The following is a 25,798-nucleotide window of genomic DNA, read 5'->3' on the forward strand; positions in this document are numbered from 1 at the left end:
GTTCTATTTTTCTGTCAATTTCAATTCGATGCGCCGGTTCTGGGCCAAGGCCTCCGGACTGTCGCCCTCGGCCACCGGTTGATATTCACCAAACCCCGCCGCCACCAAACGCGAGGGATCAAAACCCAACTCCGCGGACATATAGCGCACAACGGAGAGCGCCCGCGCTTGGGACAGTTCCCAGTTGTCACGGTATTCGCCGGTTCCGGACAGCTGGGTCTTGTCGGTGTGACCATCGACGCGAATGACCCAATCGATCTCCGGCGGAATCTCCGCCGCCACCTCTGACAGGATCCGCGCCACACGCGCGATCTGCGTCCGACCCAAAGGCCCGAGTTCCGCAGAGGCCGGTTCGAACAGAACCTCAGAAGAGAACACAAAGCGGTCGCCCACGATGCGCACGCCCTCGCGATCACCCAAGATTTCGCGCAAACGGCCAAAGAATTCTGACCGGTAGTTCTGCAGCGACCGGGCCTCTTCTTCCAAGCGCTTGCGCTCCGCCTCTTCCAAGGCCGCGCGTGCCCGTTCCTCGGCCGCGACCTGTGCCAGAGCCGCATTCAACCGCTGCGTCAGGCTGTCGATTTGAACTTCGTTTTCCGTATCCGCCGCCGTGCGCACATCGAGGGTCGACTGAAGTGCGGCCAATTGTTCACGCATCTGCGCCACCTGCGCGTTCAACAGCGCCAGCTTGCGCTCGGCTTCGGCCGATTTCGCCTCTTCCTGAGAAAGTGCAGCCTGCGCCGTTGCCAAAAGCGCGGCCTGTTTTTCGCGCTCGGAAATATCCTGATCAAGCTGCGCCTGCATATCGTCGCGCGCGGTGCGGCTTGCTGCCAAAAGTGTCAGGGTCTCCTCCGCTTCCTTGCGCGCTTCCTCTAGCGCGAGGCTCATCGCCGTCAATTCCTCATCGGCGCCCGAAAACCGCTCTTTGAGCGCCTGCATCGCCGCGGCGTCGGCCAAACGATCCTGTTCCGCTTGCGACAACTCGATTTGCGCGGCCTCCAACGCCGCTTCCCGATCCACAGCCTGCGCACGCAAATCCGCGACCAAGGCATCCAGAGCCTCACGCCGCGCGGCCGCCAGTCGAGCCTCCTCCGTGGCCGCGTCGATCTCATCGCGCGCCTTCGCCAGTGCAAGCTGTGCCGCCTCTTGTTCCGTAATCAACTGCGCCCGCGCGGCCTCCAGATCGTCGATCTGCGCGGCCAGCTGCGCGCCTTCGGTCAACGCCGCATCGCGTTCCGCGATCAGACTGGCGACTTGGGCCTCGAACGAGGCGATCCGACCGGAGAGTGTTGCATTCTCCGTCTCAAGCCCCGCGATGGTCTCCGCCTGTGCCTCCGCCCGACCACGCAAGTCGGACAAAGTGGCGCTCAACGTGCCAATCTGGGTCTCAAGGCCAAGGTTTTTCTGTTGCTCCATACCGAGCGCATCGGCCAGCGCGTTAAGCTCCGCGCTCAAAGCATCAAGCTCATGTTCCTGACCGGAAATTTGGTCGCGCAGCATGGATTGCACCACCATGAAGATGGTCAGAACGAACATCAGAACCAGCAAAAGCGCCGTCATCGCATCGACGAACCCCGGCCAGATCGAGCCGGACATGCGATGAGAGGAGCGGCGCAGAACGGCCATATCAGACGCCCCGGTCGTCTTGGCCCAGCTCGCGCAGGGTCCGCGTCAGACCGGCAATCTCTGCGCGCAACTCAGCCAGGCTTTCTTGGCGCCCGGCAGAGAGCTCCTCAAGAATGCGCAACAGCTGCACGTCGATGGAGCGCAGCCGCATCCGGGATTCGGCATCGAGCGCCTCGTGGTCTTGAGCGCGGTCCGGGCCCCGTGTGCCCATGACCTCCACCAAGCGCTCCTGCCCATCGGCAACACGCGCGAGGACATTGACAGTATCCTCTTCCTTGCTCTGCCGCAGGTTCATCTGTTCGAGCGTCTCGGTGAGCCGCGCGAGCCGCCCGTCCGTCTCCATCCGCCCGGCTTCAGCGCGGGCAAAGAGGGTCTGCAGTTCGTCCATCTGACGGCCCATGTGATCAAGCACCGCGACCGCCCCCGACAGATCATCCCCGCTGTCGCTATCCCCCGCAACGCCAAGGCGCGTGATGGTGGAGAGCCATTCCTCAAGCTCGCGGAAAAACCGGTTTTGACCGTGCGAGGCAAAGAGTTCGAGCATGCCGACGACCAAAGAGCCCGCAAGCCCTAAAAGTGACGAGGCAAAGGCCGTGCCCATGCCGCCCAACTGGCTTTCGAGCCCACTCATGAGCTGGGTCAAGACATCCCCCGCACCTTCGCCCTCAGAAGGTGAAAGCGAGCGAATGGTCTCGACGAGCGCAGGGACCGTGGTGGCAAGACCGTAGAAGGTCCCCAGAAGGCCAAGGAAAATCAACAGGTTGGAAATGTATCGCGTGATGTCGCGGGCTTCATCGATCCGCGTGGCCACCGAGTCCAAAATCGAGCGCGCCGAGGTCGAGGAAATCTGCGTCCGCGAATTGCGATCCCGCAGAAGCGCGGCCAAGGGCGCCAAAAGACGCGGTGCGGTTTTGCCGGGAACCTTTGGGCGCTGGCCAGTGAAGCGCTCGATCCAGTTGACGGAGGCGACGAGTTGGACCACCTGCAAGAAACAGGCGAGAATGCCGATAATGAAGACGACGGCGATAAACCCGTTGAGATAGGGGTTGGCCAAAAACACCGGCCCCACACGCGGCAGGGCCATGACCAAACCGGCCACGACCAAGCCCAGAACGATGATCATCAAGGTGATCTGACGCACGGGTTGGGAAAAGAATTTAAGCTCGGCCTCGCGCTCGGTTTTATACGCGGGTTGGTTCATAGACCCTGACCTTTTTGTCCTGTTGTCGCCACGATAGGGGTAAGTGCCCCCGTCTGCCAACACGCGATTTCGTGTGGCTACGGATTTAGGCGATGACGGACCATTTCTGACAGCTCAGTCAGCTCCATATCTTCCATGCCAAGCTCCGCGAGATGCAAGGCGGTGGAGAACAGATAGTCACTGTTGGGCCCGCGTCCCCCGACCGCCGCCGCGATGACATCGGCCTGCCGCTCGAGGCTCAAAGCGCCGGTGTATTGTTCGTGATCAGGATCAACGACATAGGCCAGAGCCGGTTCTGCGCGCCCGTCCTCCAGCCGCAATGTAACCTCGCGTTCGAGATAGGCGGAGGACACCAATTCACGCTCGCGCAGATAGGCAAGAGTATGCTCCGCCGCCTCGGGGGCCACCCGCAACGCCAGACCGCGACAGTGCGCGCTCTCATCCTCATCCAGCGCCAGAACCAGACCCGGCGCCTCCGGCGTGCCGCGATGGTGGATCGACCACATGCAAAACGAGCGCGCATAGCCCGACAGTGTCGCAGGGTGCCTCTCGACAAAGGCAAACCCCGGATTCCACATCAAAGAGCCATAGCCAAAGACCCAAAACCCATCTCGCACCAACGCGTGATCGCCCGTCATCGTCTTTTCCTCATTGCTGTCTTTTCACCCGCCAGCCCCGCAGTTAAACACGGGGTCGGACTGACCCGATCCTTTTCACAAGAGGTGATGATGCGCAAACTGTTCTGGCTCGTTCTGGCCGCCGCCCTGATCTACACCGGCTATTGGATGATCGGTGCGAAAGGCACGGAAGGCGCCATCGCCGCATGGGTAAACGCTCGGAGCGCCGAAGGGTGGCAAGCCGAGGTCTCCGACATCAAGACCCGCGGCTTCCCGACCCGTTTCGACACGGAAATCCGTGACCCGCATCTGGCCGACCCGCGCACCGGAGTGGCGCTTTCCACGCCCAAGATCGAGATTCTGAGCCAGAGCCATCGCCCAACGCGGTTCACCTTGCGCATGGCGCCTGAGGTCACACTCGCCTCGCCCTATCAGCGTCTCGACATCACACAGGAGCTGGCCGAAGCCCAGCTTTTCGTCGATGCCGGACCGAATCTGACGCTGGATCATGCAGCTTTGACACTCAAAGATTTTCGCGTAGTCTCGACCGCCACTTGGGGGCTGTCGCTGGACACGGGCGAGATCACCACACAGCGTCAGAACGACGACCCGCTCACCCATGACATCAAAATGCATGTCGCGGGGTTTGCCCCGACCGGTGGATTGATCGAAGAGATTGATCCCAAAGGCCTTTTATCCGATGAATTCGAGACGCTGGATCTCGACATGCGCGCAACTTTTGATGGGCCATGGAACATCCACGCGCTCGAAGGGCCGCGTCCACAGCCGACGAAGATCGAATTGACCACGCTGGACGCGCATTGGGGGGAGCTGGACCTGAAACTCGCGGGCAGTTTCGACATCGACAGCCGCGGTTATCCGCAGGGCAAACTTGCGGTCAAGGCAGAGAACTGGCGCGAGATGATCGAGCTTGCGATTTCCGTGGGTGCGATCCCGGAGAATATGAGCAAGCTGTCTCTGCGCGCGGGTGAAATGTTGGCGGGCTTGTCGGGGCGCAAGGATACAATTGATGCGGAACTGACGCTCAAAGATGGGATGATTTCGCTTGGTTTCATCCCCTTGGGGCCTGCACCGCGGATCGTCATTCGCTGAGGACTGTGGCGGGGCGACAGGTCTCTGACTTTCGTCAGCTTTAAAACCTTGTTTACCTGACCCTTATCCTCAATCGCATTCTCCCTCCCCGCGTTACCCCTAAACTGGATAACCTTAACGCCTGAGAGAGATAGGTGTTTACCACGCCTGCCTTGGGCAAACGTGCTCGCACATCTCAGCGGCAATAGCTTCCAGAGCGATAGCGCGCCGTGTCGAAGTGGAAATGATCGCGGTGATAGACATCGCTTTCCGGCCCCAAAACCGTACCAAATGGCCCACAGCCCGCGCGATGCAATTTGCGCATGAGCGGTCCACGCACCGGGTCATTCCAGCCCTCCAGAACAGTGATGCGCGTTCCGTTCTCCAAAAGGACAGCCGAAATATCAATGGCGCGTCCTCGACCATGTTCGGAGATCTTCGCACCGGCCTGATTGTTGCGCGGACGGCAGACATAGCTTGCCGCCACTTCCAGTTGCGCCAGCCCACCGCCCAATCTGCCAACGCTCGGCTTGGCGCCTTTTTCGATCCAAGAGTGCAATGCTTTGGCCGTCCCGCAATCCACCATCGCCGGCGTCGAAAGTTTCACGCCAGAAATCTCGGTGATCTGGACAGGTTTCTGAATGCCACAGCCGGAAACGCGCCCCGGAACGGCTTTTAGATTTTGCCCCCGGATCGCATTGACGCCACACACCGAACCGTTTTGACCATAACGCACTTCGAGCACGGCAGGCACCTTGGGGCGCGGTTTCGGGACAGGAGAAGCGAAAGCCGTCGCGACCGTCGAGGTGTCCGATATCTCCATAGTCGAGGGAGCAACCGAGCCAGGACGAGGCAACGGCATCGGAGAGCTGTCGAGTGCAAAAGTGGGCGCTACGGACAGATTAAGAGCACTGAGAACAAGGGCACATATGACGGCCCGCCGCCTCATCCGCCCTTCTTCACACGGCCGAAATCCGGCGCATCCGTGTCCTGACCCGCCTCGATGATTCCGCGACGAATGGCGCGGGTGCGGGTGAAATAATCATGCAGCGTGTCACCATCGCCGGTGCGGATCGCGCGTTGCAGGGCGAAAAGCTCTTCGGTGAAGCGGCCAAGGATTTCCAGAGCGGCATCCTTGTTGGTCAGGAACACATCACGCCACATGGTCGGGTCAGACGCCGCGATCCGGGTAAAATCGCGAAAACCCGCGGCAGAGAATTTGATCACCTCTTGATCGGTCACCCGGCGCAGATCGTCGGCAACCCCCACCATCGTGTAGGCGATCAGGTGCGGCACGTGGGAGACCACGGCACAGACTGTATCATGATGCTCCGGGTCCATCCGCTCGGTATCGGCACCCAAAGCAGCCCAGAAATCTTCGAGCTTTTTGACTTCACCCTCGTCCGCGCCCTCGGGCGGCACGATCAGGCACCAACGGTTGTCGAACAGCTCGGCAAAACCAGAGCGCGGCCCAGAATGCTCAGTGCCCGCCATAGGGTGAGTGCCGATGAACTGCACGCCCTCTGGGATATGCGGCATCACGGCGTCGAGCACGGATTTCTTGACCGAGCCCACATCGGTGACCACCGCGCCGGGTTTCAGCGCGCTCTGGATCTCTTCCATCACTGGGCCCATCGCGCCGACGGGCACGGCCAGAACGATGAGATCGGCATCCGACACGGCCTCGGCGGCCGTGTCGCAGACCCGATCCACGAGGTCGATTTCACGCGCGGTCTCGCGCGTCGCCTGAGAGCGGGCAAAGCCCGTGATCTCGCCTGCAACGCCCGCGCGGCGCATGGCCAACGACATCGAGCCCGCGATCAGACCAAGCCCGATCAACGCGACGCGATTATAGATTACCTTTGATCCCGTCTCAGACACCGGCCTGTTCCCCGCGGAATTGGCCGATCACATGGGCAACACGACGGCAGGAGGCCTCGTCGCCCACAGTGATCCGCAGGCAATTCGGCAGACCATAGCCCGCCACACGGCGCACGATGATGCCGTTTTGCTTGAGGAACTCGTCACAGGCCTCTGCCTCCCCCTGATCTTGGAACCGGGCGAGGATAAAGTTGGCGCAGGAAGTGTCAGACGGCACGCCCAGCTCCATCAGCGCTTCGGCCAGCCATGCGCGCAGACGGGTGTTGTCCTCACGGCATTTCTCCACCCAATCGCGGTCTTTGACTGCGGCTTCGGCGGCGGCCATTTGCGCTTCCGACAGGTTGAACGGACCGCGCACGCGGTTCAGCACGTCGATGATTTCCTGCGGACCATAGCCCCAGCCGACGCGCACGCCGCCCAGACCGTAGATCTTCGAGAATGTCCGTGTCATCACCACGTTGTCCCGCGCCTCGACCAAAGCCGCGCCGCCATCGAAACCTTCGACGAATTCGGCATAGGCGCCATCAAGAACAAGGATCGCCTGTGACGGAATCTCCGAGGCCAGACGCGCGATGTCGCGTTGACCGATCATTGTCCCGGTCGGGTTCGCCGGATTGGCGATGAAGATCAGCTTGGTCTTCTCGTTACAGGCGGCGAGGATGGCATCCACATCCACCACGCGCTCGCGTTCCGGCACACAGACGGGCTCGGCGCCTGCGGCACGGGCGGAGATTTTATACATGGAAAAGCCGTGCTCGGTGTAGATCACCTCATCGCCCACGCCGGCATAGGCCTGACAGAGGAAGGTGATGATCTCATCCGAACCAACGCCACAGATGATCCGCGCGGCATCGAGACCGTGCACATCTGCAATGGCTTTGCGCAGGCTGGTGTGATCGGTATTCGGGTAGCGGTGGAGGGTATGAACCGCCTTGGCAAAAGCTGCCTTGGCGCCTTCGGGCGCGCCGAACGGGTTCTCGTTCGACGACAGCTTGATCACATTGTCCACGCCTTGCACATGGCTGGCGCCGCCCTGATAGAGAGCGATGTCAAGAATGCCGGGTTGCGGTTCGATCAAACGGGTCATGTGTCCACTCGCTTAGAATTGTCCGCCTCTCTTAGCGCTGCGCGTTCGACATTGCCAGACAGATGAGCAACCTCTGTGCAGATGTTGCGTTGTGGCGTCGGTGTGTGCCCCCATCGACACGCATTGGTCGGGACCATGCGGTGCCTCAGACAACAGCCCCCGTCGCAGGTTTCCATTTGAACCCGGCGCGGATGATGCCGTGATCGTTCGTGCCTGTCGCCTTGTGGTCATCGAGATTGAGGTGATCATTATCGACTGTCATCTCGTCAAAGGCCCACAGACGGCGTTTGGAATGATCGTAGAACTCCTGCGAAAACAGGATGTGATCGAGGCTCTCGCGCTCTTTCTTGTAGACATGCGTGTAATAGACGTCGCGGGTCGAGCGATATTCCTGAAGCGTCTGCGCCGTGTAGAGCGCGTTGTCTCCGCCGCCCTCGGAAAGCCCCGTCAGATATTGCGGCTGTTCGGTCAAGATATTGAGCGTGTTGGACAATTTGCTGTCGTTCATATCGCCGATCACCACCACAGGCGTGTTCGTGCCCTTGGTCAGATTGGTGATGATCATCCGCAAAGCCGTCGCCTCCGCCGTGCGGCGGATGGTCGAGACGGCATAACCCAGAGCCGTCAGGTGATCTTTGTGTGTGTCGCGCTCATACCACTCCTCGCGCCAAAGCTCGGTCGGGCGGCGGGATTTGAAATGGCAAACAAAGACATGAATGACCGGCGTATCAGGGTGCGGCTGGACGGTGAGATGCAGGACCGGTCGTGAGAAGCTGGTAAGCGCCACAGCGATGCGATCCTGTTGCGGATCATCACCGCCCGAGGCCAGCACCATCTCATCGGGAAACTCGGTGATCCATTCGGGATCGTCGACAAGAATGTCTTTGCGCACCAGCCCGGCACAAACAATGCGCGTTCCGGGATGACCGGGCGGGACAAGCGCCTGATGCGTCGCATCAAGCCCGGCCATCTGCATCGCCTCTTGCAGGGCCTCCTCGGCCCAAAGTTCCTGAAAGCCCACGACATCCGCAGATAGGCGTTTCAAAACCGCACCGGTGTAGAAAATCTTGGCTGCATATTCCTCCTCCGACCACGTAGAGCCGGAATACATCGCGGCGCCGGGGGATTGCAGATTGTAGAGATTGAAAGACGCAAAAGAAATGTCACGCGCGGCCATCGCGGCCTCCCTGATACTGATAACCAACTCGATCAGCATAGCGCGAAACGGGATTCGGATCAGCCCGGCTTTCTTGGAAAACACACCGCAATCCGTCGCCCTAAACGCCTCGGGGACTGCAGTCCCAACCGGTTCAACCCTGAGCAAAGCCAAGCCTGCTTAGTATTTCAGCACATCCGACAACGTCTTGCGACACTTTGACAAATCAGCAAGCGAACCTGCCGGATCGGCGTTTTCAGCGGGCATATCCTCCAATCTACGACCCCAAAAATTAGGTCCGGTCCGGACGCAATGTTATACTTTGGTCTTAGACGCACATCTGAGAGTAAGGAGGGCACCAGATGAAACGCATCCTATCCCACGCACTTCAACACCGCCTCGCCACGCTCAGCATCACCACAGCTCTTGCGCTCGCGCCGGCACTCGCCGGGGCGCAGAGCATGCTGACGGACGGGCGCACAGGGCCGGTCGAGATGAACGGCCACGCACTTGACCACGCGATGATGGCACTCAATGACTTTGTCTCCGCCAAACAGGCGCAGAGCGACATCATGGACACGCTCGACATGCCACCCAACGATTTCGCCGAGGTCGCGCTGGCCAGCGGGACACACCCTCTCGCGCAGGAAGAGGCCACACGCAGCAGCTTTGGCTGGCCAATCAGCGGCGGCGCATCCCTGGACACCCATCTCGTGGCATTCAATCAAGACCTTGCGGAGCGTGGCGATGACCTGTTCTTGCGGATCGCAGCAGCCGAAGCCAGTTCCAATCTAGATTTCGGGACAGTGGCCTCCGATGTGGCGCACTCCGCCTACGATGCAGGCCGCATTCATGACGACAGGACACTCAATGACGAAATGGTCGCCCTGCGTGACGGGATGCGGGAATTTGACGACCGCCTGTCACGGCTGTCACGTTCCGTGCCTGAGGTGACCGGCACGTCATTTGAGCGCTATGTCGAGTCGCTGTCGCTGTTCTGAGACCCCATCTGTGCAAAACCAAAAGGCCGCCCCAAAGGGACGGCCTTTCGTAAATTTTCGAAGATCGGCTCAGATTAGTTCTGAGCGTAGAATTCGATGACGAGATTCGGTTCCATCTGCACAGCGTAGGGCACATCGGAGAGGCCCGGCTTGCGCACGTAGGTCGCGGTCATTTTGGAGTGATCGGCGTCGATGTAATCCGGAACGTCACGCTCAGCGAGACCCACAGCTTCGAGCACAACGGCGAGCTGTTTGGATTTGTCACGAACTTCAACCACGTCACCCTCTTTCACACGGTAGGAGGGGATGTTCACGCGCTTGCCGTTCACGAGCACGTGGCCGTGGTTCACGAACTGACGGGCGGCGAAGACGGTCGGCACGAATTTCGCGCGGTAGACGACGGCGTCGAGACGGGATTCCAGCAGACCGATGAGGTTTTCACCGGTGTCGCCTTTTTGACGCTCAGCGTCAGCAAAGATGCGACGGAATTGTTTCTCGGTCAGGTCGCCGTAGTAGCCTTTCAGCTTCTGCTTGGCGCGGAGCTGCAGACCGAAGTCGGACAGCTTGCCCTTGCGGCGCTGACCGTGCTGGCCCGGGCCATATTCACGACGGTTGACCGGGGACTTCGGACGGCCCCAGATGTTTTCGCCCATGCGGCGGTCGATTTTGTACTTGGCAGACGTGCGTTTGGTCACGGCTGATCTCCTTCTAAAAGTTTCGAAGGGCGTTGTCCTCTCCCCGGACGGTCCAAGCCGCACCCCGGGTTGACAGGGTTCCTCTTGCGAGGGCCACCAACACCAATGAATAACCCGGCGCACATCGCTGCACACCGGATGGCGGGCTTATACAGCCGCGACAGCCGGAGTCAAGCGTGCTTCGGCGCCTTACGCCACCTTATGCAAAATGATCGCCGTTTCCGCCGCAGACAACGTGCGCCGCGCCGCCGGACCGTAGCCTTCCGTCTGATCCAGAAGATACGGGAACCGCTCCAAAAGCCTGGCGCGCTGTTCGAAGGCAACATCGCTCAGATCGGCAAATCCTGGATGAAAGCTCTCCGTCTCCAACCCGTTGGCAAAGATCACCTGATGGGTATCGAACAAGAGGTGGATGTAGTCCAGTGCCTTGAGATGATGCTCCAGCACGATGGACTGATCGTTGACCAGATCCTTGGCACAGACCAGAACTTCGTCGGCATTATAAAGATCGCGCGCCGCTTGGCCTCGGATCACCATCCGGTGTTGCGGCGAGACAATCAGGTCCTCGTCCGGCTCGCCCATGCCAAGCGCATCGGCCCTGAACCGCACCGGGCGCAATTCCGGCATGGCGTAGAGCCGCGCGCCGGTGATGTGACGTCGCCCGATCCAGCGCAGTTTTTGCACACCGTTGTCTTTGGTCTGGATCGCGTCGCCTTCGCTGAGGTCTTCAACGGGCCGGGCGCCATCGGGCGTCAGGATTTTCGTGCCAGGCGTGAAGCAGATCACGCCACCGGGACTGGCCTCTTTTGCCTCATGCGCCACGGCGACATGGGCGGAGACCACCCAAAGATCCGTGTCAGCGGGGGGAATTTCGCCCAGAAACATCAGCAAAGGCGTGCCCAGTTCCGGCATGTCGATCAGCGTGATTTCATAGCGCTTAAGGCCATCGGTCACATCAAACCCGCCGTCAAACAGGCGCGCACGGGTCTCACCGTCGTGATAGGCGGAGGTATTCCCGAGAGCTTCGCCGACCAATCGGCGCACGGATAGCGCTGCCCGCTGATGCAACTCAGCTTGCCCAATTGCGTTCTCTAAGACGTAGACATCGCGTGCTCCATCGACGCAAACGGCCTCTCCGGTCCAGCGCCATGATGCACCAACCGTCAATGCCGTAAGCGGTGCAGAACGAAGCCCGTCGAGCTCCCCCTGCGTCCACGCGATGACAAACGTGCCGGAAAAGCCCGTTCTCATTGCCTGTATGCCTGCCATAGTTCTCTTTTTTTATTGCGGGCACGTTAACACAGGCGATTCGCAGTGTTAATATTTTTCTTGCCGCATCTTTGCAAAATGCGAAGCGACAGTGTGCCGCATCCTCATACCCACGGGCCTTAGGTGTGCTACTCGACCGAAATCGACGCCACGCTCGCACGGAGCACCGCGATGGCCGGGCCTGGATCGAGACAGACCATCAAGCCCCGCTTGCCACCATTGATCACCACCGGAGCCTCCACCGCCAGAATTGTGTCGTCGAACACCGTCGGCACCGCTTTTTTCTGACCAAAAGGACTGATGCCGCCGGTGTGAAACCCAGTCAGGCGCTCGGCCTTCACCGGCGCCATCATCTCTGCAGATTTTCCCTTGATGGCCTTCGCGAATTTCTTCATCGACAAGGACCGATCCGCGGGGATCACCGCACAGGCGGGCTTGCCATCCAGTTCGACCATCAAAGTCTTGAACACCCGCTCCGGCGCCCAGCCGATGGCCTCCGCCGCCTGCAGGCCAATCGGCCCGTCCCCGCCACCGTAATCATATTCCAAAACCTCATAGCTCAAGCCCTGTCGATCCAGAAATCGTGTCGCGGGGGTGGCTGTGCTCATGATCGACCTCTTGGCGCATTTATGACGCCTTCTCTTATAGAGCCGTTTCCGGTCTGAGGAAGGCTGTGGCTCTCACAAGTGTCTGGACAGGATTGCAGACTTAATCTTGACAAAATAACTCAACAATTATACCCAACACAAAAAACCGCAAGCGCCACGCCAGCTCATCGTCCGCATATCTGACTTTGGGAGCCCGGCCTTGCCACGACACCCCACCTACATCCGCACGCTTTCACCGACCGCTCTGGTCGCACCCCCTATAAGCAGCACCCTCTTTCTTTCGATTGCCAAGGTCCTCTGACCCAAGCCCGCGCGCGGGGTTTTCCTTCGTGTCCCGCGCGCCTTTTTCATCTCTTTTCATGAGGCCTACACCATGAACAAGCCCCTCACTGCGGACGACATCCGCGCCGCAAAATCCGAAAACACCCAAAAGCGCGACCGCGATCTGGCCGACAGCCTCGGCATCTCCGAGGCGGAACTGGTCGCCGCCCACGTTGGTACATCCGATGACATCAGCGTCACCCGCATCTCGGCCACCCCCGACGATGTGATGCCGCAGCTGACCGGCTTGGGCGAGGTGATGTCTCTGACCCGCAATGTCTCTTGCGTCCATGAGCGCGTCGGCACCTTTGAAGAGTATAAATCCGGTCCACATGCCTCGATGGTTCTGGGCAAGGAAATCGACACGCGGATTTTCCCGAAACATTGGGCGTTCGGCTTTGCCATCGAGAATGAGACCGAAAAGGGCCTGCGCCGCACCTTGCAGTTCTTCGATCACGCGGGCGATGCGCTTCAGAAAATCTTTCTGCACGATAGCTCCAACCATGACGCTTGGCAGCCTCTGATCGACGTGCTGCGCCTTGAGGATCAAAGCCCCGAGATCGAGGTCGAACCGCGCCGGCCCACCGAAGGCGCCAAGATCAACGCAGACAAGCGCGACATCCTGATGGAAGAATGGGCGCGCATGACCGACACGCATCAGTTCAACCGGCTGGCGGCGAAACTCGGCATGAACCGCCTCGGCGCCTATCGCCTCGCGGGGGAACCTTTCGTGCGCAAGGTCGCGCCCTCCTCTGTCGAGACCTTCCTGAATGCCACCTCCGAGGCGCGTCAAAAGGTGATCCTCTTCGTCGGCAATCGCGGCAACATTCAAATTCACTGGGGCACGCTCGATAACGTCAAGCCGATGGGACCGTGGCTCAATGTGCTCGACCCACGCTTCAACCTGCACCTGCGCGGCGATCATCTGGCCGAGGTTTATGCGGTCGAGAAACCGACCAAACGCGGGCCTGCGATTTCGCTTGAGGCCTTTGACGCCGAGGGTGGGCTGATCTTCCAATGCTTTGGCCAGCGTGACAGCGATAATGACGATCTCGCGCAATGGCATCAGATCCTCGCCGATCTGCCGGGGGCGTGAATGAAACATCTTCTGCTGAGCGCTGCCCTTCTCCTTCCCCTCTCGGCTCAGGCTGAATCTGTTTCGGCTGAAAGCTACCCGGAGGCCACATCCATCGTCTCCATCGGCGGGCCGGTGACCGAAATCATCTACGCGTTGGGCCAAGGCGCGCGCATTGTCGCCCGCGACACCACCTCGCTCTACCCCGAAGAGGTCAACGATCTGCTCGACGTCGGCTACATGCGGCAATTGTCGGCGGAGGGCGTGCTCTCCGTTGGCCCCGACCTGATCGTCACGCGCGACACCGCCGGGCCGCCCGAGGTGCTCGATCAGTTGCGCAAAGCCGCCATTCCGATGGTCGACATCAAAGACGGGTTTTCCGAAAGCGCCGTGATCAATGCGATCCACACCGTGGGCGCGGCCTTGGGCGTCCCCGAACGCTCCAACACCTTCGCCGCCGAGGTTCAGGCCCAATTCGACAGCCTGCATCAGTCCATCGAGAGCGCAGGCACCCCGCCCCGCGTGCTCTTCATCCTGTCCAACCAAGGCGGGCGGCTGAATGTGGCGGGCGCAGGCACAGGGGCCGATGGCATCATCACGCTCGCAGGTGCCGCGAACGTCATGGCCTCCGAGTATCAGGGGTATAAAATCATGAGCGACGAGGCGATAATCGCCACCGCGCCCGATGTGGTGTTGATGATGGAGCCCACAGGGGAAAGCGAGCATGACGGCAACCGCGCCGACATTCTCAACCTGCCCGCTCTGGCCCACACGCCCGCCGGTCAAAACGGCGCTTTTGTCGAAGTCTCCCCCACCGCTTTGGGCTTTGGCCCCCGCACGGCGCTCTTTGCCCAAGAGCTGCATGACGCGCTTTGGTCCGCAGCTGTTATAGAGTGAGCCAATGACCATCGCCGAGACCCGCCCTGTGCAAAACATGAAACCTCTCGCCGGAGACCGCCGTGCCAAAGCGCGTCTCGTACGCCTCGGGCTCATCGCGCTTTTGGCGCTCACCATGCTCATGGGGTTGGGCTGGGGCGCGTCGGGCGACACGGATGTGATCGCAGCACTTTTGGCCAAATTCGGTATCGGCGAAGCACGTCTGGTCGACATGACCGTGGTCTGGGACATCCGCATGCCGCGCGTCCTGACCGGCGCTTTGGTGGGCGCAGCTCTGGCCGTCGCGGGCGCGGTAATGCAGGGGCTGTTTCGTAACCCTCTGGCCGATCCGGGCCTTGTCGGCGTCTCGGCCGGCGCAGGCTTTGGCGCGGTGGCGGCGATTGTTTTGGGCGGGCTGTTGCCCTTTGCCCTACAGAACCTTGTCGGCGCCTACCTCGTTCCCCTTGCGGCGTTCTTCGGCGGTTGGGTCTCCACTTTGGTGCTCTATAAAATCGCCACGCGCGGTGGGCGAACCTCGGTCGCCACCATGTTGCTCGCGGGCATCGCTTTGGGCGCTCTGACCGGTGCGCTCACCGGCTTCATCGTTTACAAAGCCACCGACGACCAGCTCCGCGACCTGACGTTCTGGGGCATGGGATCGGTGGCAGGGGCCACTTGGGCGAAACTTTTGACCGCAGGGCCGATCATCGCGCTGGCACTGATCACAGCACCCTTTCTGGCCCGCGCTTTGGACGCTTTGGCTCTGGGCGAAGCGGTCGCCAGCCACATGGGCATCGACACGCAGCGGATGAAACGCATTGCGATCCTCTCGGTCGCTGGCTCCGTCGGGGCGTCGGTGGCGATCACCGGCGGCATCGGTTTTATCGGCATCGTCGTGCCGCATCTTTTGCGGCTGATCCAAGGCCCCGAACATCGCAACCTTTTGCCCAACGCAGCGCTTTTGGGCGCGATCATGTTGTTGCTCGCCGATATGATCAGCCGTCTGGCGGTCTCCCCCGCCGAGTTGCCCATCGGGATCGTCACCGCCTGTCTCGGTGGACCGTTCTTCCTTTGGATCCTCTTGAAAAACCGCGCCCTTTTGGAGAGTTGAAATGATTGTAGCCTCAGACATCAGCGTGCATTTCGGGGCGCACAAAGTGCTCGATGCGGTCGATTTTTCTGCCCGCGCGGGCGAAGTGACCGCCATCGTTGGCCCCAACGGGTCCGGCAAAACCACGCTTTTGCGCGCCATGACCGGGGAACAGGCGTTCACCGGCGAGGTCAGCCTCGACGGCACATCTTTGTCACAGCTTTCGGCCCTCGATCTCGCCCAGCGCCGGGCGGTTCTGCCGCAATCGGGCAACATCGCCTTTCCCTTTACCGTCCTGGAACTCGTCCGTCTCGGCCTGACCGCCGGGCTATCAACCGGACGCGCGAGCGGCTTGGAACATCTGCCCCATGCGGCCCTTGCCCGTGTCGGGCTTGACGGTTTCGAAGGCCGGATGGTGCAGGAGCTCTCGGGCGGCGAACGGCAACGCGCACAGCTGGCGCGCGTCTTGGTGCAAATCTGGGAACCGGTGTTGGACGGGCATCAGCGCTGGTTGATCCTCGACGAACCGGTCTCCGCGCTCGACATCGGGCACCAGCTCACCGTCATGGAGATCGCCCGCGACTACGCCCGGCGTGGAGGCGGTGTGATCGCCTTGATGCATGACCTGAACCTGACCTCGATGTTCGCGGATCGGGTGACGCTCTTGAGCGAAGGCAAACTCCGCGCCGAAGGCACGCCTCAGGAGGTGCTCACCGATCATGCGCTCTCGGCCTGCTATGGCTGCGCGCTCAGGACCAACACGCCACCACCCTGTGGCGGGCCTTGGATTTTGCCTCAGGCCAGTGAAGTGACGAGCGCCGCCCTGCCCGCCTGAAGGCACAACCTACATCAAGCTTGGCAGGAACAACGCGATCGAGGGGAAGAACAACAGCACCGCGATCCGCACCACGTCGATGGCGATAAAGGGCAAGAGACCTTTGTAAATCGTCGTCAGCCCGATGTTGCGTTCGACCGAATTGATGACGAAGACATTCATCCCGATGGGCGGTGTGATCAGCCCCAACTCGATCGCCATGACCACCATCACGCCGAACCAGATCGGATCGAAGCCGAGACTGGTGACGACCGGAAACAGGATCGGCACAGTCAGCACCACCATCGCCATCGAGTCCAAGACACAGCCCAGCACCAGATAGAGGATCAGGATCAGGACCATGATGCCCATCGGACTGATCGGCAGAGCGGTGAGATATTCTGCCACCTGCTGCGGTGCGCGGGTGATGGCGAGGAAATAGGAAAACAGCAGCGCGCCGATGAAGACGAAGAAGATCGAGATCGAGATGCGCAGGCTGTCGACGAGGCAGAATTTGATGTCCGCCCAAGACAAACGCCGACGCGCCACCCCGATCACCAAAGCCCCCACAGCGCCCAGCGATGCGGCCTCGGTCGGGGTCACGACACCGGCGTAGATGCCGCCGACCACCAGAAGAAACAACAAGGCGATGGCCCAGACATCGCGCAGGGATTTGAACCGCTCGCCCCAGCCCTGACGCGGCCCCACAGGCATGTCGTCCGGCCGCATATAGGCGATGATCGACACCGTCAGCATATAGAGCGCGACCGCCAGAAGCCCCGGCACGAGACCGGCGATAAAGAGCTTGCCGATGTCCTGTTCGGTGATGATGCCGTAGACCGCGAGCACGATGGAGGGCGGGATCAGGATGCCGACCGTGCCGCCCGCGGCGATCACGCCGGAGGAGACGGTGTCGGAATAGCCCGCCCGGCGCATTTCCGGCAAAGCAACCTTGGTCAGCGTCGCCGCCGTCGCGATGGAGGAGCCGGAAATCGCGGCAAACCCGGCGCAAGACGCAATCGTCGAGAGCGCAAGCCCGCCGCGCCGATGCCCCAACCAGGCCCCGGCCGCGCGGAACAATTCATGGCTCATGCCGGATCGGGTCGCGAGAGCCCCCATCAGGATGAACATGGGGATCATCCCCAGATGATAGGTGGTCGCCGTCGACAGCGGCGAGAGCGACACAAGGCGAAGCGCCTGCGACGGGCCGACCACTGCGGCAAAGCCCCCAATGCCGACAAGGCTCATCGCGATGGCAATCGGCACGCGAATGGCCATCATGAGGAACAGGGCAACGAAGCCCACGATCATAACCGTTTCCCGGTCCATTGCAGCCTCTTTATGTTTATTCTTCGATCATGTGGACCGGCTGGTCCTCATGCATATGCGGTGTGTCATCCGTGAGAATGAGCCAAAGCCGCACCGCCGTGGTGAGCGTCGCAAGGCCAGCGCCGACGACCATCAGCCAATAGGCCGGCCAAATCTGAAACCGCAGATCATAGGAATGCTCGCCGGTGGCAAACACGTCCTGCGCATTCTTCGACATCATCACGGTCAGCACCGCAAAGGACACCAGCACCAATGTGGTGGAGATGAAATCCATCACCCGACGCCAGGTCTTGCCCAACATCTCATAGAGCAGATCGACGGAGATATGCGTGCCCGTGTAATTCACCGTCGCCACGCCCCAGAATATCGCCACGCCAAGCGCCAGCCGTCCGATGTCGTGGCTGTCGGGGATCGGCGCGGAGAACGCATAGCGCATCACGGCAGAGCCAAAGGCCAAAAGCGTCACCAGCCCCATGAGAAAAGCGGCCGCAAATTCGACCCAAGCGGTGAAACGACGAAGCCCGAAGGCCCCGCCGGAGGAGACATCACGGGAGGTGTCAGAATTTTGCGTCATGGGCCTCAAGCCGCTCCACGAACGCATTGTAGATCGCCTCAGCATCAAGCCCCTTGGCGGTGACATTGGCTTTCCAGTCGTCGAGCAGGAAGGCCGACGCATCTTTCCATTGCGTCAGCTCCTCATCGGTCAACTCAAGCACATTGTGCTCCGGGTTCTCTTGAAACAGGCGCTTGCCCTCATTGTCGAATTCGACCCAACCAGACGCAATCTTTGCGCCCCATTCCGGAGAGCAATGATCGTCGATCACACCCTGCTGGCTCCCGGAGAGAGAGGCATAGCGGTCCTTGTTCATCGCGATGATGAAATTGGTTACATAGAGCGGCATGTCGGGGTGATATTTAACGACGTCATCCATGCCGAAAATCGAAATCGAGCGCCACGGGAATGTGATGCCGTCTGCCGCACCGCGTTCGATCACTTCGCGCGCCTCGGAGGGGCCAACCTGAACGGAGGACCCGCCCATGCTTTGGATCAGACGCCCGATGGTGCCGTTGGCCGGACGAATGGTTTTGCCCTTCATATCTGCAGGAACGCGGATTTCCGACGAGCTGTGCAAGGTGCCCGGATCGTGCAGGTGCACGACACAGAATTTCACATCCGCCATCTCCTGATCCATATACTCCGCATACCATTCGTTCATCGCCTCGGTGCCGCCAAGGCCGGATTTGATGAAAAACGGCAGCTCTCCCAATGCGATGATCGGGAAGCGCCCCGGCGTATGCCCCGGATTGGCCCAGACGAAATCGGCGATGCCGAATTTGGCGATGTCATATTCATCCTCGGCCTTGCCGAGCTGACCGGCGGGGAAAAAGCTGATGTCCAGTGTGCCGTTCGAGGCCGCGCGGATGCTGTCGGCCCAGACCTGAAAGCCTTGGGAATGCAGCGGATGTTGGGTCGGCAGATCGTGCGAGAAGCTCATCTCCACCACCTTTTCCTCCGCCTGAGCGCCCCCGATGACGCCGCCACCCAAAACCGCGGCGCAAAGCGCGCCGGTCAGCTTATATTTCATGATGTCTCTCCTCCATTTGCGGCCGCGCGTGCCAGCCTCCCCGGCGCCCGCGACTCCTCCTCTGCAAAAGAGATTAACGGTCAAAATCGTTGCGTCAAATAAAAAACGATTATTTTTAACAAACCTGCAATGATAGCAAATCCTCGACATTTGAACGGCGCGGTGCCATTGCTAGAGAAAGACACGCATCCCTTAAAGCCAAAGCGATATGAACGAGCCACATCCCCTTGCCTCCGGCGACAAATCCCAAGGCACCAGCAAGAAAACCGCCATTGAAACGGTCCAGGAGCAAATCCGCGAGCGGGTGATCTCGGGCGCGTTGGGGCCAGGCGAGCGATTGCATGTCGATAAATTACGTTTGGAATTCGGCGTCTCCACCTCCACCATGCGCGAGGCGATCTCGCGCCTGTTGATCGACGGGCTGGTGACCTCGGAGCAGCAACGCGGTTTTCGCGTCGCCCCTCTGACGCTCAAAGATTTCCGCGACATCACAGATGCCCGCAAACTGATCGAGGCACAGGCCCTCCGCATTTCCCTGAGCAACCGGTCCGACGTCTGGGAGGCCGATCTGGTCGCCGCCTATCACCGCCTGTCGCGGATCGAAGAGCGGTTGATCGGCGAAGGCAAACCCGAATTCGCCCATGACTGGGACACGTGGAACTCCAATTTTCACGATTGCCTCGTGCAGAATTGCGACAACGCCTGGCTGAAACGGTTCCGCCGAACGCTGCACCAACATTCCTATCGCTACCACCGCCGCCTGATCGGCGACCGCTCCCTGCCCCGCGATGTTCGGATCGAGCATAAGGCGATTTTCGACACCGCGATTGCGGGGGATATCGAGGCCTGTGTTGCGGCCATCGAGGCACATATCGAGAAGTCCTACACGGATCTCACACAGCAGCATGATCTGAGCGAGTAAGCCCCGAAACGGAAACGGCAGCGCTTTGAAAAACGCTGCCGTCCTAACACGTTTCGACCTGCAAGTTTCGGCCTGTCTGGTCTGGGTGTATAAGTCTTACGCTTTCAATCCGGGCTGATGAATTTCTGCTGACCCGCCACGCCCCAATTCTCTTTGGGCACTTCACGGATACAGACCCGGATCGCCTCAATCGGCGCGCCGATGGCCTCGACGGTTGCCTCCGTCACCTTCTCAATCAGCTTGGCTTTCATCTGCGGCGTGCGGCCTTCGACCAATGTCACTTCGATGAATGGCATAACTACGCTCCGATATTGAACCCGATCTGACCAAGGTTTTCGACCTCAAGCAACACAGATTGCCCCACGTCCATCGGGATCGCCGCCGTCGCGCCGCCCGCGAGAACGATGTCGCCGGGTTTCAACTCTTCCCCCGCCGAAGCCACCATCCGCGCCGCCGCCACAAGCGAGCGCACCGGATGGCCGAGGATCGCCGCCGTTGACCCGATTTCTTGCGGACGGCCGTTGATCGACAGCACCATGCCCAAATTCGAGATGTCCGTCTCCGGGCTGTGCCAAGTGCCAACGACGAAGCCCGACGAAGACGAATTGTCCGCAATCACGTCGCCGACATCGAATTTGAACGCCTTATAGCGGCTGTCGATGATCTCAAGCGCAGGCGCCACGGCCTCCACCGCCGACATGGCCTCCAACGCGGAGACAGTGCCCGACAGTGGTGTCTTGATCAAAAACGCGATCTCCGGCTCGACGCGCGGGTGGACATAATTCGCCATCGAGACCACGCCGCCTTCCTCTTCGCGCATCGCGTCGGTCAGTCGCCCCCAAGTGACGTCGGAGACGCCGACCTGGATCATCTTGGCCCGCGATGTCAGCCCCATTTTGATACCAATGCGCTTTTCGCCGCGCGCGTAGCGGCGCTGCATCGAGAGAGCCTGAACCGCGTAGGCCTCCTCGACACTCAACACCCGCGTGTCGGAGATTTGCGGGATTTCTGTGGCCGTGCGCGCCGCTTCGTCCACGTAGTCTGCCAGCTCTGCGAGGCTTTTCATGCTGCGGCCTCCTTGGTTTTGACCATGTCGAGGGCCACATCAACAATCATGTCTTCCTGACCGCCGACCATATGGCGTTTGCCCAGTTCCACGAGAATATCGCGCGTGTCGAGGCCGTACATCTCGGCGGCGCGTTCGGCGTGGCGCAGGAAGCTTGAATAAACCCCAGCATAGCCCAACGTCAGCGTCTCGCGGTCCACCCGCACCGGACGGTCCTGTAGCGGGCGCACCAAGTCCTCGGCCGCGTCCTGCAATTTGAACACGTCACAGCCATGCTCCCAACCATAGAGATTGGCGACGGCGGCGAAGGCCTCGATCGGTGTATTGCCTGCGCCAGCGCCCATACCGGCAAGCGAGGCATCGACGCGGTAAGCACCATGTTCGACCGCCACAACCGAGTTCGCCACCGAGAGCGACAGGTTCTCATGCATATGCGCGCCGATCTGGGTTTCGGGCCTCAAAGCAGCTTTATAAGCCTCCATCCGGGCGGAGACGTCTTTCATCGTCAGACGCCCGCCGGAGTCGGTGCAATAAACACAATCCGCACCGTAGCTTTCCATCAACTTGGCCTGTTCGGCGAGGTTTTCGGGCGGGTTCATATGGGCCATCATCAGAAAGCCCGAGACATCCATGCCCATCTCTTTCGCGGCCGCAATATGCTGCGCGGCCACGTCCGCCTCGGTGCAATGGGTCGCCACGCGCACGGAGACGACACCGGCATCATGCGCCTGTCTCAGGTCATCGAGCGTGCCGATGCCCGGCACCAAGAGACAGGTGAGCTTAGCGTTTTTCACCACTTTCGCGGCCTCGGAAATCCACGCCACATCGGTCTGGCGCCCGAAGCCGTAGTTAAAGGTGGACCCCGCCACCCCGTCGCCATGGGTCACTTCGATGGCATCCACACCGGCCTCGTCGAGCGCCTCAGCAATCGCGCGCACATGGCCCAGATCGTACTGGTGACGCATCGCATGCATGCCGTCGCGAAGCGTCACGTCCTGAATGTAAACCTTGGTCATCTCACGCGGCCTCCTTGACCCAATTGCGTTTGTAAACGAGGGCTTCTGCGGTCTTCATCGCCGCCGAGGTCATGATGTCGAGGTTCCCCGCATAGGCCGGCAAGTAATGCGCAGCCCCTTCAACCTCCAAGAAGACCGAGACCTTGAGGCCAGTAAACACCCCGCCGCTTTCCGGGATGGTCAGCGGACTGTTGTCACCGAAATGTTCGAACTGGATCTCTTGCTTGAGGCGATAGCCCGGCACATAGGTCTTCACCTCTTCAACCATTTCAAGGATAGAGGCGCGGATCGCATCTTGGTCGGCCTCTTCGCAGAGACAATAGACCGTGTCGCGCATGATCACCGGCGGCTCAGCCGGGTTCAGAATAACAATCGCCTTGCCGCGTTTCGCACCACCAACTTGTTCGATGGCCTGCGCGGTGGTTTGGGTAAACTCGTCGATATTGGCACGCGTCCCCGGCCCGGCGGATTTTGAGGACACAGAGGCAACGATCTCGCCGTAGATCACCGGCGAGACGCGGTTGATCGCTGCGACCATCGGAATGGTCGCCTGACCGCCACAGGTCACCATATTGACGTTCATCTGGTCGAGGTTTGCATCCAGATTGACCGGTGGAATGGTAAACGGCCCGATGGCGGCAGGCGTCAGGTCGATCACCTGTTTGCCGTCTTTTTGCAGCACCTCATTGTGCCGCTGATGCGCCCCCGCAGACGTAGCATCGAACACGATGCGGATGTCTTTATATTCAGGCAACTTCACAAGCCCCTCGATGCCCTCATGCGTGGTCACCACATTGAGACGTGCCGCGCGGGCCAGACCATCGGACGCGGGGTCGATCCCAACCATCGCGGCCATGTCCAACACCTTGGAATTGCGCATGATCTTGATCATCAAATCGGTGCCGATGTTGCCCGAGCCGATGATGGCACATTTGATCTTTTCCATAGTCTTATTCCTTTGCGAAAGCGGCACGGACAGAGCCCAGACCGTTGATCCGAGCTTCGAACACGTCGCCGGGCTCAGCCGAAACAAAGGGGCCCAGCGCCCCGGAGAGAATGACATCGCCCGGTCCAAGCGGACGGCCGGCCTTGGCCATGGTCCGCGCCAGCCACAGCGACGCGTTGAGCGGGCTGCCCATACAGGCCGCCCCCGCGCCGACCGACACCGGCTCGTTGTTTTTGGTCATCACCATGCCGCAGAGACGCGGATCGAAATCGCCGGGGCGTTTCGGGGTCTGGCCCAAAACGTAAATGCCCGAAGAGGCGTTGTCGGCAATGGTGTCAGTGATGCGGATGTCCCAATCCTTGACCCGCGAGCCAACGATTTCGAGCGCAGGCACCGCGTAGCCGATGGAGGCCATCAGATCGACCATGGTCAGATGCGCGCCATTCAGCGGAGCGGAGACCACAAAGGCGATCTCGGCCTCGACTTTGGGCTGATGCACGGCGGACATCGGGATTTCCTCGCCGTCCATATATTCCATATCGGCAAACAACATACCGTAATCCGGCTGATCCACACTGAGCTGTTTTTGAACGGCGACAGAGGTCAGCCCAATCTTGCGGCCAGAGAGCACACGCTCTTCTCTACCCAGCCAGCGCTTAGTGTTGATCTCTTGCACGGCATAGGCCGCGTCCACATCGCCCGCGTCGAGAAGCCCCCGGATCGGATCTCCGGGCGTCCCACTCTCCCAAGCCTGCCAAAGCTGATCGGCGGCCTTTTGAATGTTCGCTTCGCTTGTCATTTCGCTGTCCTTCAGATTCTTGCCCTTCAGAGTTTCACGCAGACGTTGGTCAGCTCGGAATAGAACTCCAGACCATGCACCCCGCCCTCGCGCCCGATGCCGGACTGTTTCGCGCCGCCAAAGGCCGTGCGCAGATCGCGCAGGAACCAGGAATTGACCCAAGCCAGCCCCACGTCGATCTGACGCGCCACGCGATGCGCTTTCGTGAGGTTCTCGGTCCAGATCGCGGTCGCGAGACCGTATTTCGTGTCATTGGCCAGTTCGATTACCTCTTCCTCGCTATCAAACGGCGCGATGTGACAGACGGGGCCGAAAATCTCTTCCTTGATGCAACGCGCATCTTCCGCAAGCCCGGTCCAGATCGTCGGCTGAACCCAAGCGCCGCCTTTCAGATCGTCCGGCATCTCCGGTGCACCGCCGCCGGTCACGACCGTCGCGCCCTCCTCGACGGCAAGTTTGTAGTAGGACATCACCTTGTCCCTGTGCTCTTGCGAAATCAGCGGCCCCATGGAGGTTTCCGGGTCCTCAGAGGGACCGAGTTTCATCATCTCGACGCCTTGTTTCAGACGGGAAACAAATTCGTCAAAGATGGGCCGCTCAACATAGACGCGTTCGGTGCCAAGACAGACCTGACCACAGTTCGAGAAGGCCGAGCGCAGCGTGCCCTCGATCGCCTTGTCCATATCCGCATCCGCAAACACGATCCCGGCGTTCTTGCCGCCGCATTCCATCGACACCTGACGCAGCCCCTTGGCGGCGGATTGCATGATCGCCTCGCCGGTGCGGGTCTCGCCCGTAAAAGTGATCGCATCGACATCCGGATGCGCGGTGAGATAAGCTCCCGCGCTGTCCGGGCCAAAGCCATGCACCACGTTGAACACACCTTTCGGCACGCCCACCGTGTTCATCACCTCGCCCAAAAGCGTCGTGGTCAGCGGCGTTTCCTCCGAGGGTTTCACGATCACCGTATTACCGCAGGCGAGCGCCGGGCCGACCTTCCACGTCATCAGCAAGAGCGGCAGGTTCCAGGGCGAAATCACCGCGATCACGCCTTTGGGTTTACGCACGCCATAATTCACCGCGCCAAAACCGTCAGGTGTGTCGAGCATGAAGCTCTCGGTCGGGACGTTTTTCACAAGATCCGCAAAGATTTTAAAATTCGCCGCGCCCCGTGGGATGTCGACATGGGACGCCAGCCCTTTAGGCTTACCCGTATCCAAAATCTCCGCCTCCAGAAAATCATCGAACCGGCGGTTGATCTCATCGGCCACGGCATGGAGCATCTCCGCCCGCGCCGCCAAGGGCATATACCCCCAGTCTCCACGAAGCGCCGCCCGCGCCGCCGCTACCGCCGCGTCCACCTCGGGTTGACGCCCTTCAGGTACGATGCCGATCCTCTTGCCGGTCACCGGCGAGATATTGTCGAAGGTCTTTCCCGAGGTGCCCGACGTGAATTCCCCATTGATGAAATGCGTCGCGTCGCGTGTGGAGGTCATGAACCCGTCTCTCATTTTTGCTCTCAATCATTGCTCGGGCGAAGCCGCGCCCTGTGGGGGATCATGGCGAAAATTTATCGTTCATGTCAAATAAAAACGATTTTTAATTCAAAGTTGGGTTTTAAACGATTTTATATCAAAGACCTCGAAAGAGCATTTCGCGCACCGGGGCAGCCAGTGGCGCAGTGCAGCACACATAAAAAAGACCCGCCGAAGCGGGTCTTACGTG

26 protein-coding genes are annotated in these 25,798 nt (G+C 60.3%); 7 read left to right on the forward strand and 19 right to left on the reverse strand.

Features of this window, described 5'->3' with window-relative positions; all coding sequences use genetic code 11:
- Positions 1-3 precede the first annotated feature (3 nt).
- The 3 genes from J5Y17_RS15230 to J5Y17_RS15240 all read right to left on the reverse strand — a co-directional run bounded on the left by J5Y17_RS15230 (position 4) and on the right by J5Y17_RS15240 (position 3,465).
- Positions 4-1,626, reverse strand: coding sequence for a peptidoglycan -binding protein (locus J5Y17_RS15230; RefSeq protein ID WP_219786210.1), 1,623 nt, complete (start codon positions 1,624-1,626; stop codon positions 4-6).
- Between the two features lies 1 nt (position 1,627).
- Positions 1,628-2,827, reverse strand: a complete 1,200-nt coding sequence (locus J5Y17_RS15235) for a biopolymer transporter ExbB (protein ID WP_219786212.1) — start codon at positions 2,825-2,827, stop codon at positions 1,628-1,630.
- A 77-nt stretch (positions 2,828-2,904) separates the two neighbouring features.
- Positions 2,905-3,465 (reverse strand): gamma-glutamylcyclotransferase, encoded by a 561-nt coding sequence (locus J5Y17_RS15240; RefSeq protein ID WP_219786213.1) that lies wholly within the window; start codon positions 3,463-3,465, stop codon positions 2,905-2,907.
- Positions 3,466-3,555: 90 nt separating this feature from the next.
- Between J5Y17_RS15240 and J5Y17_RS15245 the strand changes: the two genes are divergently transcribed.
- Positions 3,556-4,557, forward strand: coding sequence for a DUF2125 domain-containing protein (locus J5Y17_RS15245; protein ID WP_219786215.1), 1,002 nt, complete (start codon positions 3,556-3,558; stop codon positions 4,555-4,557).
- A 175-nt stretch (positions 4,558-4,732) separates the two neighbouring features.
- Here the strand turns inward: J5Y17_RS15245 and J5Y17_RS15250 are convergent, their stop codons facing one another.
- From J5Y17_RS15250 to J5Y17_RS15265, 4 genes are all read right to left on the reverse strand, one after another.
- A complete protein-coding gene (locus J5Y17_RS15250; protein ID WP_370628973.1) occupies positions 4,733-5,281 on the reverse strand; it encodes an extensin family protein in 549 nt (182 codons plus the stop codon).
- A 200-nt stretch (positions 5,282-5,481) separates the two neighbouring features.
- Entirely contained in the window at positions 5,482-6,417 is a 936-nt protein-coding gene (locus tag J5Y17_RS15255; RefSeq protein ID WP_370628974.1) for a prephenate/arogenate dehydrogenase family protein, read from the reverse strand.
- Positions 6,410-7,504 (reverse strand): histidinol-phosphate transaminase, encoded by a 1,095-nt coding sequence (gene hisC, locus J5Y17_RS15260; protein WP_219786218.1) that lies wholly within the window; start codon positions 7,502-7,504, stop codon positions 6,410-6,412. The genes J5Y17_RS15255 and hisC overlap by 8 nt, the downstream gene beginning before the upstream one ends.
- A 145-nt stretch (positions 7,505-7,649) precedes the next feature.
- A complete protein-coding gene (locus tag J5Y17_RS15265; protein ID WP_219786220.1) occupies positions 7,650-8,765 on the reverse strand; it encodes an endonuclease/exonuclease/phosphatase family protein in 1,116 nt (371 codons plus the stop codon).
- A 257-nt stretch (positions 8,766-9,022) separates the two neighbouring features.
- Here J5Y17_RS15265 and J5Y17_RS15270 point away from each other — a divergent pair, with 257 nt between their 5' ends.
- Positions 9,023-9,661 carry a hypothetical protein gene (locus tag J5Y17_RS15270; protein WP_219786222.1) on the forward strand — a complete coding sequence of 213 codons (639 nt, stop codon included), beginning with the start codon at positions 9,023-9,025 and terminating at the stop codon, positions 9,659-9,661.
- Between the two features lie 74 nt (positions 9,662-9,735).
- Here the strand turns inward: J5Y17_RS15270 and rpsD are convergent, their stop codons facing one another.
- From rpsD to ybaK, 3 genes are all read right to left on the reverse strand, one after another.
- The gene (rpsD, locus tag J5Y17_RS15275) at positions 9,736-10,356 is read right to left on the reverse strand and encodes a 30S ribosomal protein S4 (protein WP_219786223.1); all 621 of its coding nucleotides are present in this window, start codon (positions 10,354-10,356) and stop codon (positions 9,736-9,738) included.
- A 189-nt stretch (positions 10,357-10,545) separates the two neighbouring features.
- Positions 10,546-11,625, reverse strand: a complete 1,080-nt coding sequence (locus tag J5Y17_RS15280) for a Hint domain-containing protein (RefSeq protein WP_255572128.1) — start codon at positions 11,623-11,625, stop codon at positions 10,546-10,548.
- A gap of 128 nt (positions 11,626-11,753) precedes the next feature.
- Positions 11,754-12,233 carry a Cys-tRNA(Pro) deacylase gene (gene ybaK / locus J5Y17_RS15285; protein ID WP_219786225.1) on the reverse strand — a complete coding sequence of 160 codons (480 nt, stop codon included), beginning with the start codon at positions 12,231-12,233 and terminating at the stop codon, positions 11,754-11,756.
- 373 nt (positions 12,234-12,606) lie between these two features.
- On the opposite strand from ybaK, the gene J5Y17_RS15290 reads away from it, so the two are divergent.
- The 4 genes from J5Y17_RS15290 to J5Y17_RS15305 are packed head-to-tail and all read left to right on the forward strand — an operon-like array spanning position 12,607 to position 16,430.
- Complete coding sequence (locus J5Y17_RS15290; RefSeq protein ID WP_219786227.1) at positions 12,607-13,650, forward strand: hemin-degrading factor; 1,044 nt, start codon at positions 12,607-12,609, stop codon at positions 13,648-13,650.
- On the forward strand, positions 13,651-14,526 hold the full coding sequence (locus J5Y17_RS15295) for a hemin ABC transporter substrate-binding protein (RefSeq protein WP_219786229.1): 876 nt from the start codon (positions 13,651-13,653) through the stop codon (positions 14,524-14,526).
- A gap of 4 nt (positions 14,527-14,530) precedes the next feature.
- Positions 14,531-15,616, forward strand: coding sequence for an iron ABC transporter permease (locus tag J5Y17_RS15300; protein WP_219786231.1), 1,086 nt, complete (start codon positions 14,531-14,533; stop codon positions 15,614-15,616).
- 1 nt (position 15,617) lies between these two features.
- Positions 15,618-16,430 carry a heme ABC transporter ATP-binding protein gene (locus J5Y17_RS15305; RefSeq protein WP_219786232.1) on the forward strand — a complete coding sequence of 271 codons (813 nt, stop codon included), beginning with the start codon at positions 15,618-15,620 and terminating at the stop codon, positions 16,428-16,430.
- 9 nt (positions 16,431-16,439) lie between these two features.
- Here the strand turns inward: J5Y17_RS15305 and J5Y17_RS15310 are convergent, their stop codons facing one another.
- Genes J5Y17_RS15310 through J5Y17_RS15320 form a run of 3 tightly spaced genes read right to left on the reverse strand, consistent with a single transcriptional unit; the run spans position 16,440 to position 19,324 of the window.
- The gene (locus tag J5Y17_RS15310; protein ID WP_219786234.1) at positions 16,440-17,738 is read right to left on the reverse strand and encodes a TRAP transporter large permease; all 1,299 of its coding nucleotides are present in this window, start codon (positions 17,736-17,738) and stop codon (positions 16,440-16,442) included.
- A gap of 16 nt (positions 17,739-17,754) precedes the next feature.
- Entirely contained in the window at positions 17,755-18,312 is a 558-nt protein-coding gene (locus tag J5Y17_RS15315) for a TRAP transporter small permease (protein ID WP_219786236.1), read from the reverse strand.
- Complete coding sequence (locus tag J5Y17_RS15320) at positions 18,296-19,324, reverse strand: TRAP transporter substrate-binding protein (protein WP_219786238.1); 1,029 nt, start codon at positions 19,322-19,324, stop codon at positions 18,296-18,298. Before J5Y17_RS15320 ends, J5Y17_RS15315 begins: the two co-directional genes overlap by 17 nt.
- A 208-nt stretch (positions 19,325-19,532) precedes the next feature.
- On the opposite strand from J5Y17_RS15320, the gene J5Y17_RS15325 reads away from it, so the two are divergent.
- The gene (locus J5Y17_RS15325; RefSeq protein ID WP_219786240.1) at positions 19,533-20,246 is read left to right on the forward strand and encodes a GntR family transcriptional regulator; all 714 of its coding nucleotides are present in this window, start codon (positions 19,533-19,535) and stop codon (positions 20,244-20,246) included.
- 104 nt (positions 20,247-20,350) lie between these two features.
- Here J5Y17_RS15325 and J5Y17_RS15330 read toward each other — a convergent pair whose 3' ends face one another.
- The 6 genes from J5Y17_RS15330 to J5Y17_RS15355 are packed head-to-tail and all read right to left on the reverse strand — an operon-like array spanning position 20,351 to position 25,569.
- Positions 20,351-20,542, reverse strand: coding sequence for a 2-hydroxymuconate tautomerase (locus tag J5Y17_RS15330; RefSeq protein ID WP_219786241.1), 192 nt, complete (start codon positions 20,540-20,542; stop codon positions 20,351-20,353).
- A gap of 2 nt (positions 20,543-20,544) precedes the next feature.
- Positions 20,545-21,312 carry a 2-keto-4-pentenoate hydratase gene (locus tag J5Y17_RS15335; protein ID WP_219786243.1) on the reverse strand — a complete coding sequence of 256 codons (768 nt, stop codon included), beginning with the start codon at positions 21,310-21,312 and terminating at the stop codon, positions 20,545-20,547.
- Complete coding sequence (gene dmpG / locus J5Y17_RS15340; RefSeq protein ID WP_219786244.1) at positions 21,309-22,328, reverse strand: 4-hydroxy-2-oxovalerate aldolase; 1,020 nt, start codon at positions 22,326-22,328, stop codon at positions 21,309-21,311. The genes J5Y17_RS15335 and dmpG overlap by 4 nt, the downstream gene beginning before the upstream one ends.
- 1 nt (position 22,329) lies before the next feature.
- Entirely contained in the window at positions 22,330-23,274 is a 945-nt protein-coding gene (locus tag J5Y17_RS15345) for an acetaldehyde dehydrogenase (acetylating) (RefSeq protein ID WP_219786246.1), read from the reverse strand.
- 4 nt (positions 23,275-23,278) lie between these two features.
- Entirely contained in the window at positions 23,279-24,073 is a 795-nt protein-coding gene (locus J5Y17_RS15350) for a 2-keto-4-pentenoate hydratase (protein WP_219786247.1), read from the reverse strand.
- Between the two features lie 26 nt (positions 24,074-24,099).
- Positions 24,100-25,569 carry a 2-hydroxymuconic semialdehyde dehydrogenase gene (locus tag J5Y17_RS15355; protein ID WP_219786249.1) on the reverse strand — a complete coding sequence of 490 codons (1,470 nt, stop codon included), beginning with the start codon at positions 25,567-25,569 and terminating at the stop codon, positions 24,100-24,102.
- Positions 25,570-25,798: the final 229 nt, after the last annotated feature.

The sequence above is a fragment of the Celeribacter sp. PS-C1 genome (assembly GCF_019429625.1).
Classification (GTDB): Bacteria; Pseudomonadota; Alphaproteobacteria; order Rhodobacterales; family Rhodobacteraceae; genus Celeribacter.

Coding starts and splice junctions, on each gene's coding strand:
- J5Y17_RS15345 (WP_219786246.1), bottom strand. CDS start 23,274: ATGGAAAAGATCAAATGTGCCATCATCGGCTCGGGCAACATCGGCACC.
- J5Y17_RS15325 (WP_219786240.1), top strand. CDS start 19,533: ATGAACGAGCCACATCCCCTTGCCTCCGGCGACAAATCCCAAGGCACC.
- J5Y17_RS15350 (WP_219786247.1), bottom strand. CDS start 24,073: ATGACAAGCGAAGCGAACATTCAAAAGGCCGCCGATCAGCTTTGGCAG.
- J5Y17_RS15295 (WP_219786229.1), top strand. CDS start 13,651: ATGAAACATCTTCTGCTGAGCGCTGCCCTTCTCCTTCCCCTCTCGGCT.
- J5Y17_RS15245 (WP_219786215.1), top strand. CDS start 3,556: ATGCGCAAACTGTTCTGGCTCGTTCTGGCCGCCGCCCTGATCTACACC.
- J5Y17_RS15310 (WP_219786234.1), bottom strand. CDS start 17,738: ATGGACCGGGAAACGGTTATGATCGTGGGCTTCGTTGCCCTGTTCCTC.
- J5Y17_RS15305 (WP_219786232.1), top strand. CDS start 15,618: ATGATTGTAGCCTCAGACATCAGCGTGCATTTCGGGGCGCACAAAGTG.
- J5Y17_RS15230 (WP_219786210.1), bottom strand. CDS start 1,626: ATGGCCGTTCTGCGCCGCTCCTCTCATCGCATGTCCGGCTCGATCTGG.
- J5Y17_RS15270 (WP_219786222.1), top strand. CDS start 9,023: ATGAAACGCATCCTATCCCACGCACTTCAACACCGCCTCGCCACGCTC.
- J5Y17_RS15290 (WP_219786227.1), top strand. CDS start 12,607: ATGAACAAGCCCCTCACTGCGGACGACATCCGCGCCGCAAAATCCGAA.
- hisC (WP_219786218.1), bottom strand. CDS start 7,504: ATGACCCGTTTGATCGAACCGCAACCCGGCATTCTTGACATCGCTCTC.
- J5Y17_RS15280 (WP_255572128.1), bottom strand. CDS start 11,625: ATGGCAGGCATACAGGCAATGAGAACGGGCTTTTCCGGCACGTTTGTC.
- ybaK (WP_219786225.1), bottom strand. CDS start 12,233: ATGAGCACAGCCACCCCCGCGACACGATTTCTGGATCGACAGGGCTTG.
- J5Y17_RS15355 (WP_219786249.1), bottom strand. CDS start 25,569: ATGACCTCCACACGCGACGCGACGCATTTCATCAATGGGGAATTCACG.
- J5Y17_RS15330 (WP_219786241.1), bottom strand. CDS start 20,542: ATGCCATTCATCGAAGTGACATTGGTCGAAGGCCGCACGCCGCAGATG.
- J5Y17_RS15235 (WP_219786212.1), bottom strand. CDS start 2,827: ATGAACCAACCCGCGTATAAAACCGAGCGCGAGGCCGAGCTTAAATTC.
- J5Y17_RS15315 (WP_219786236.1), bottom strand. CDS start 18,312: ATGACGCAAAATTCTGACACCTCCCGTGATGTCTCCTCCGGCGGGGCC.
- J5Y17_RS15335 (WP_219786243.1), bottom strand. CDS start 21,312: ATGAAAAGCCTCGCAGAGCTGGCAGACTACGTGGACGAAGCGGCGCGC.
- J5Y17_RS15300 (WP_219786231.1), top strand. CDS start 14,531: ATGACCATCGCCGAGACCCGCCCTGTGCAAAACATGAAACCTCTCGCC.
- dmpG (WP_219786244.1), bottom strand. CDS start 22,328: ATGACCAAGGTTTACATTCAGGACGTGACGCTTCGCGACGGCATGCAT.
- J5Y17_RS15320 (WP_219786238.1), bottom strand. CDS start 19,324: ATGAAATATAAGCTGACCGGCGCGCTTTGCGCCGCGGTTTTGGGTGGC.
- J5Y17_RS15240 (WP_219786213.1), bottom strand. CDS start 3,465: ATGACGGGCGATCACGCGTTGGTGCGAGATGGGTTTTGGGTCTTTGGC.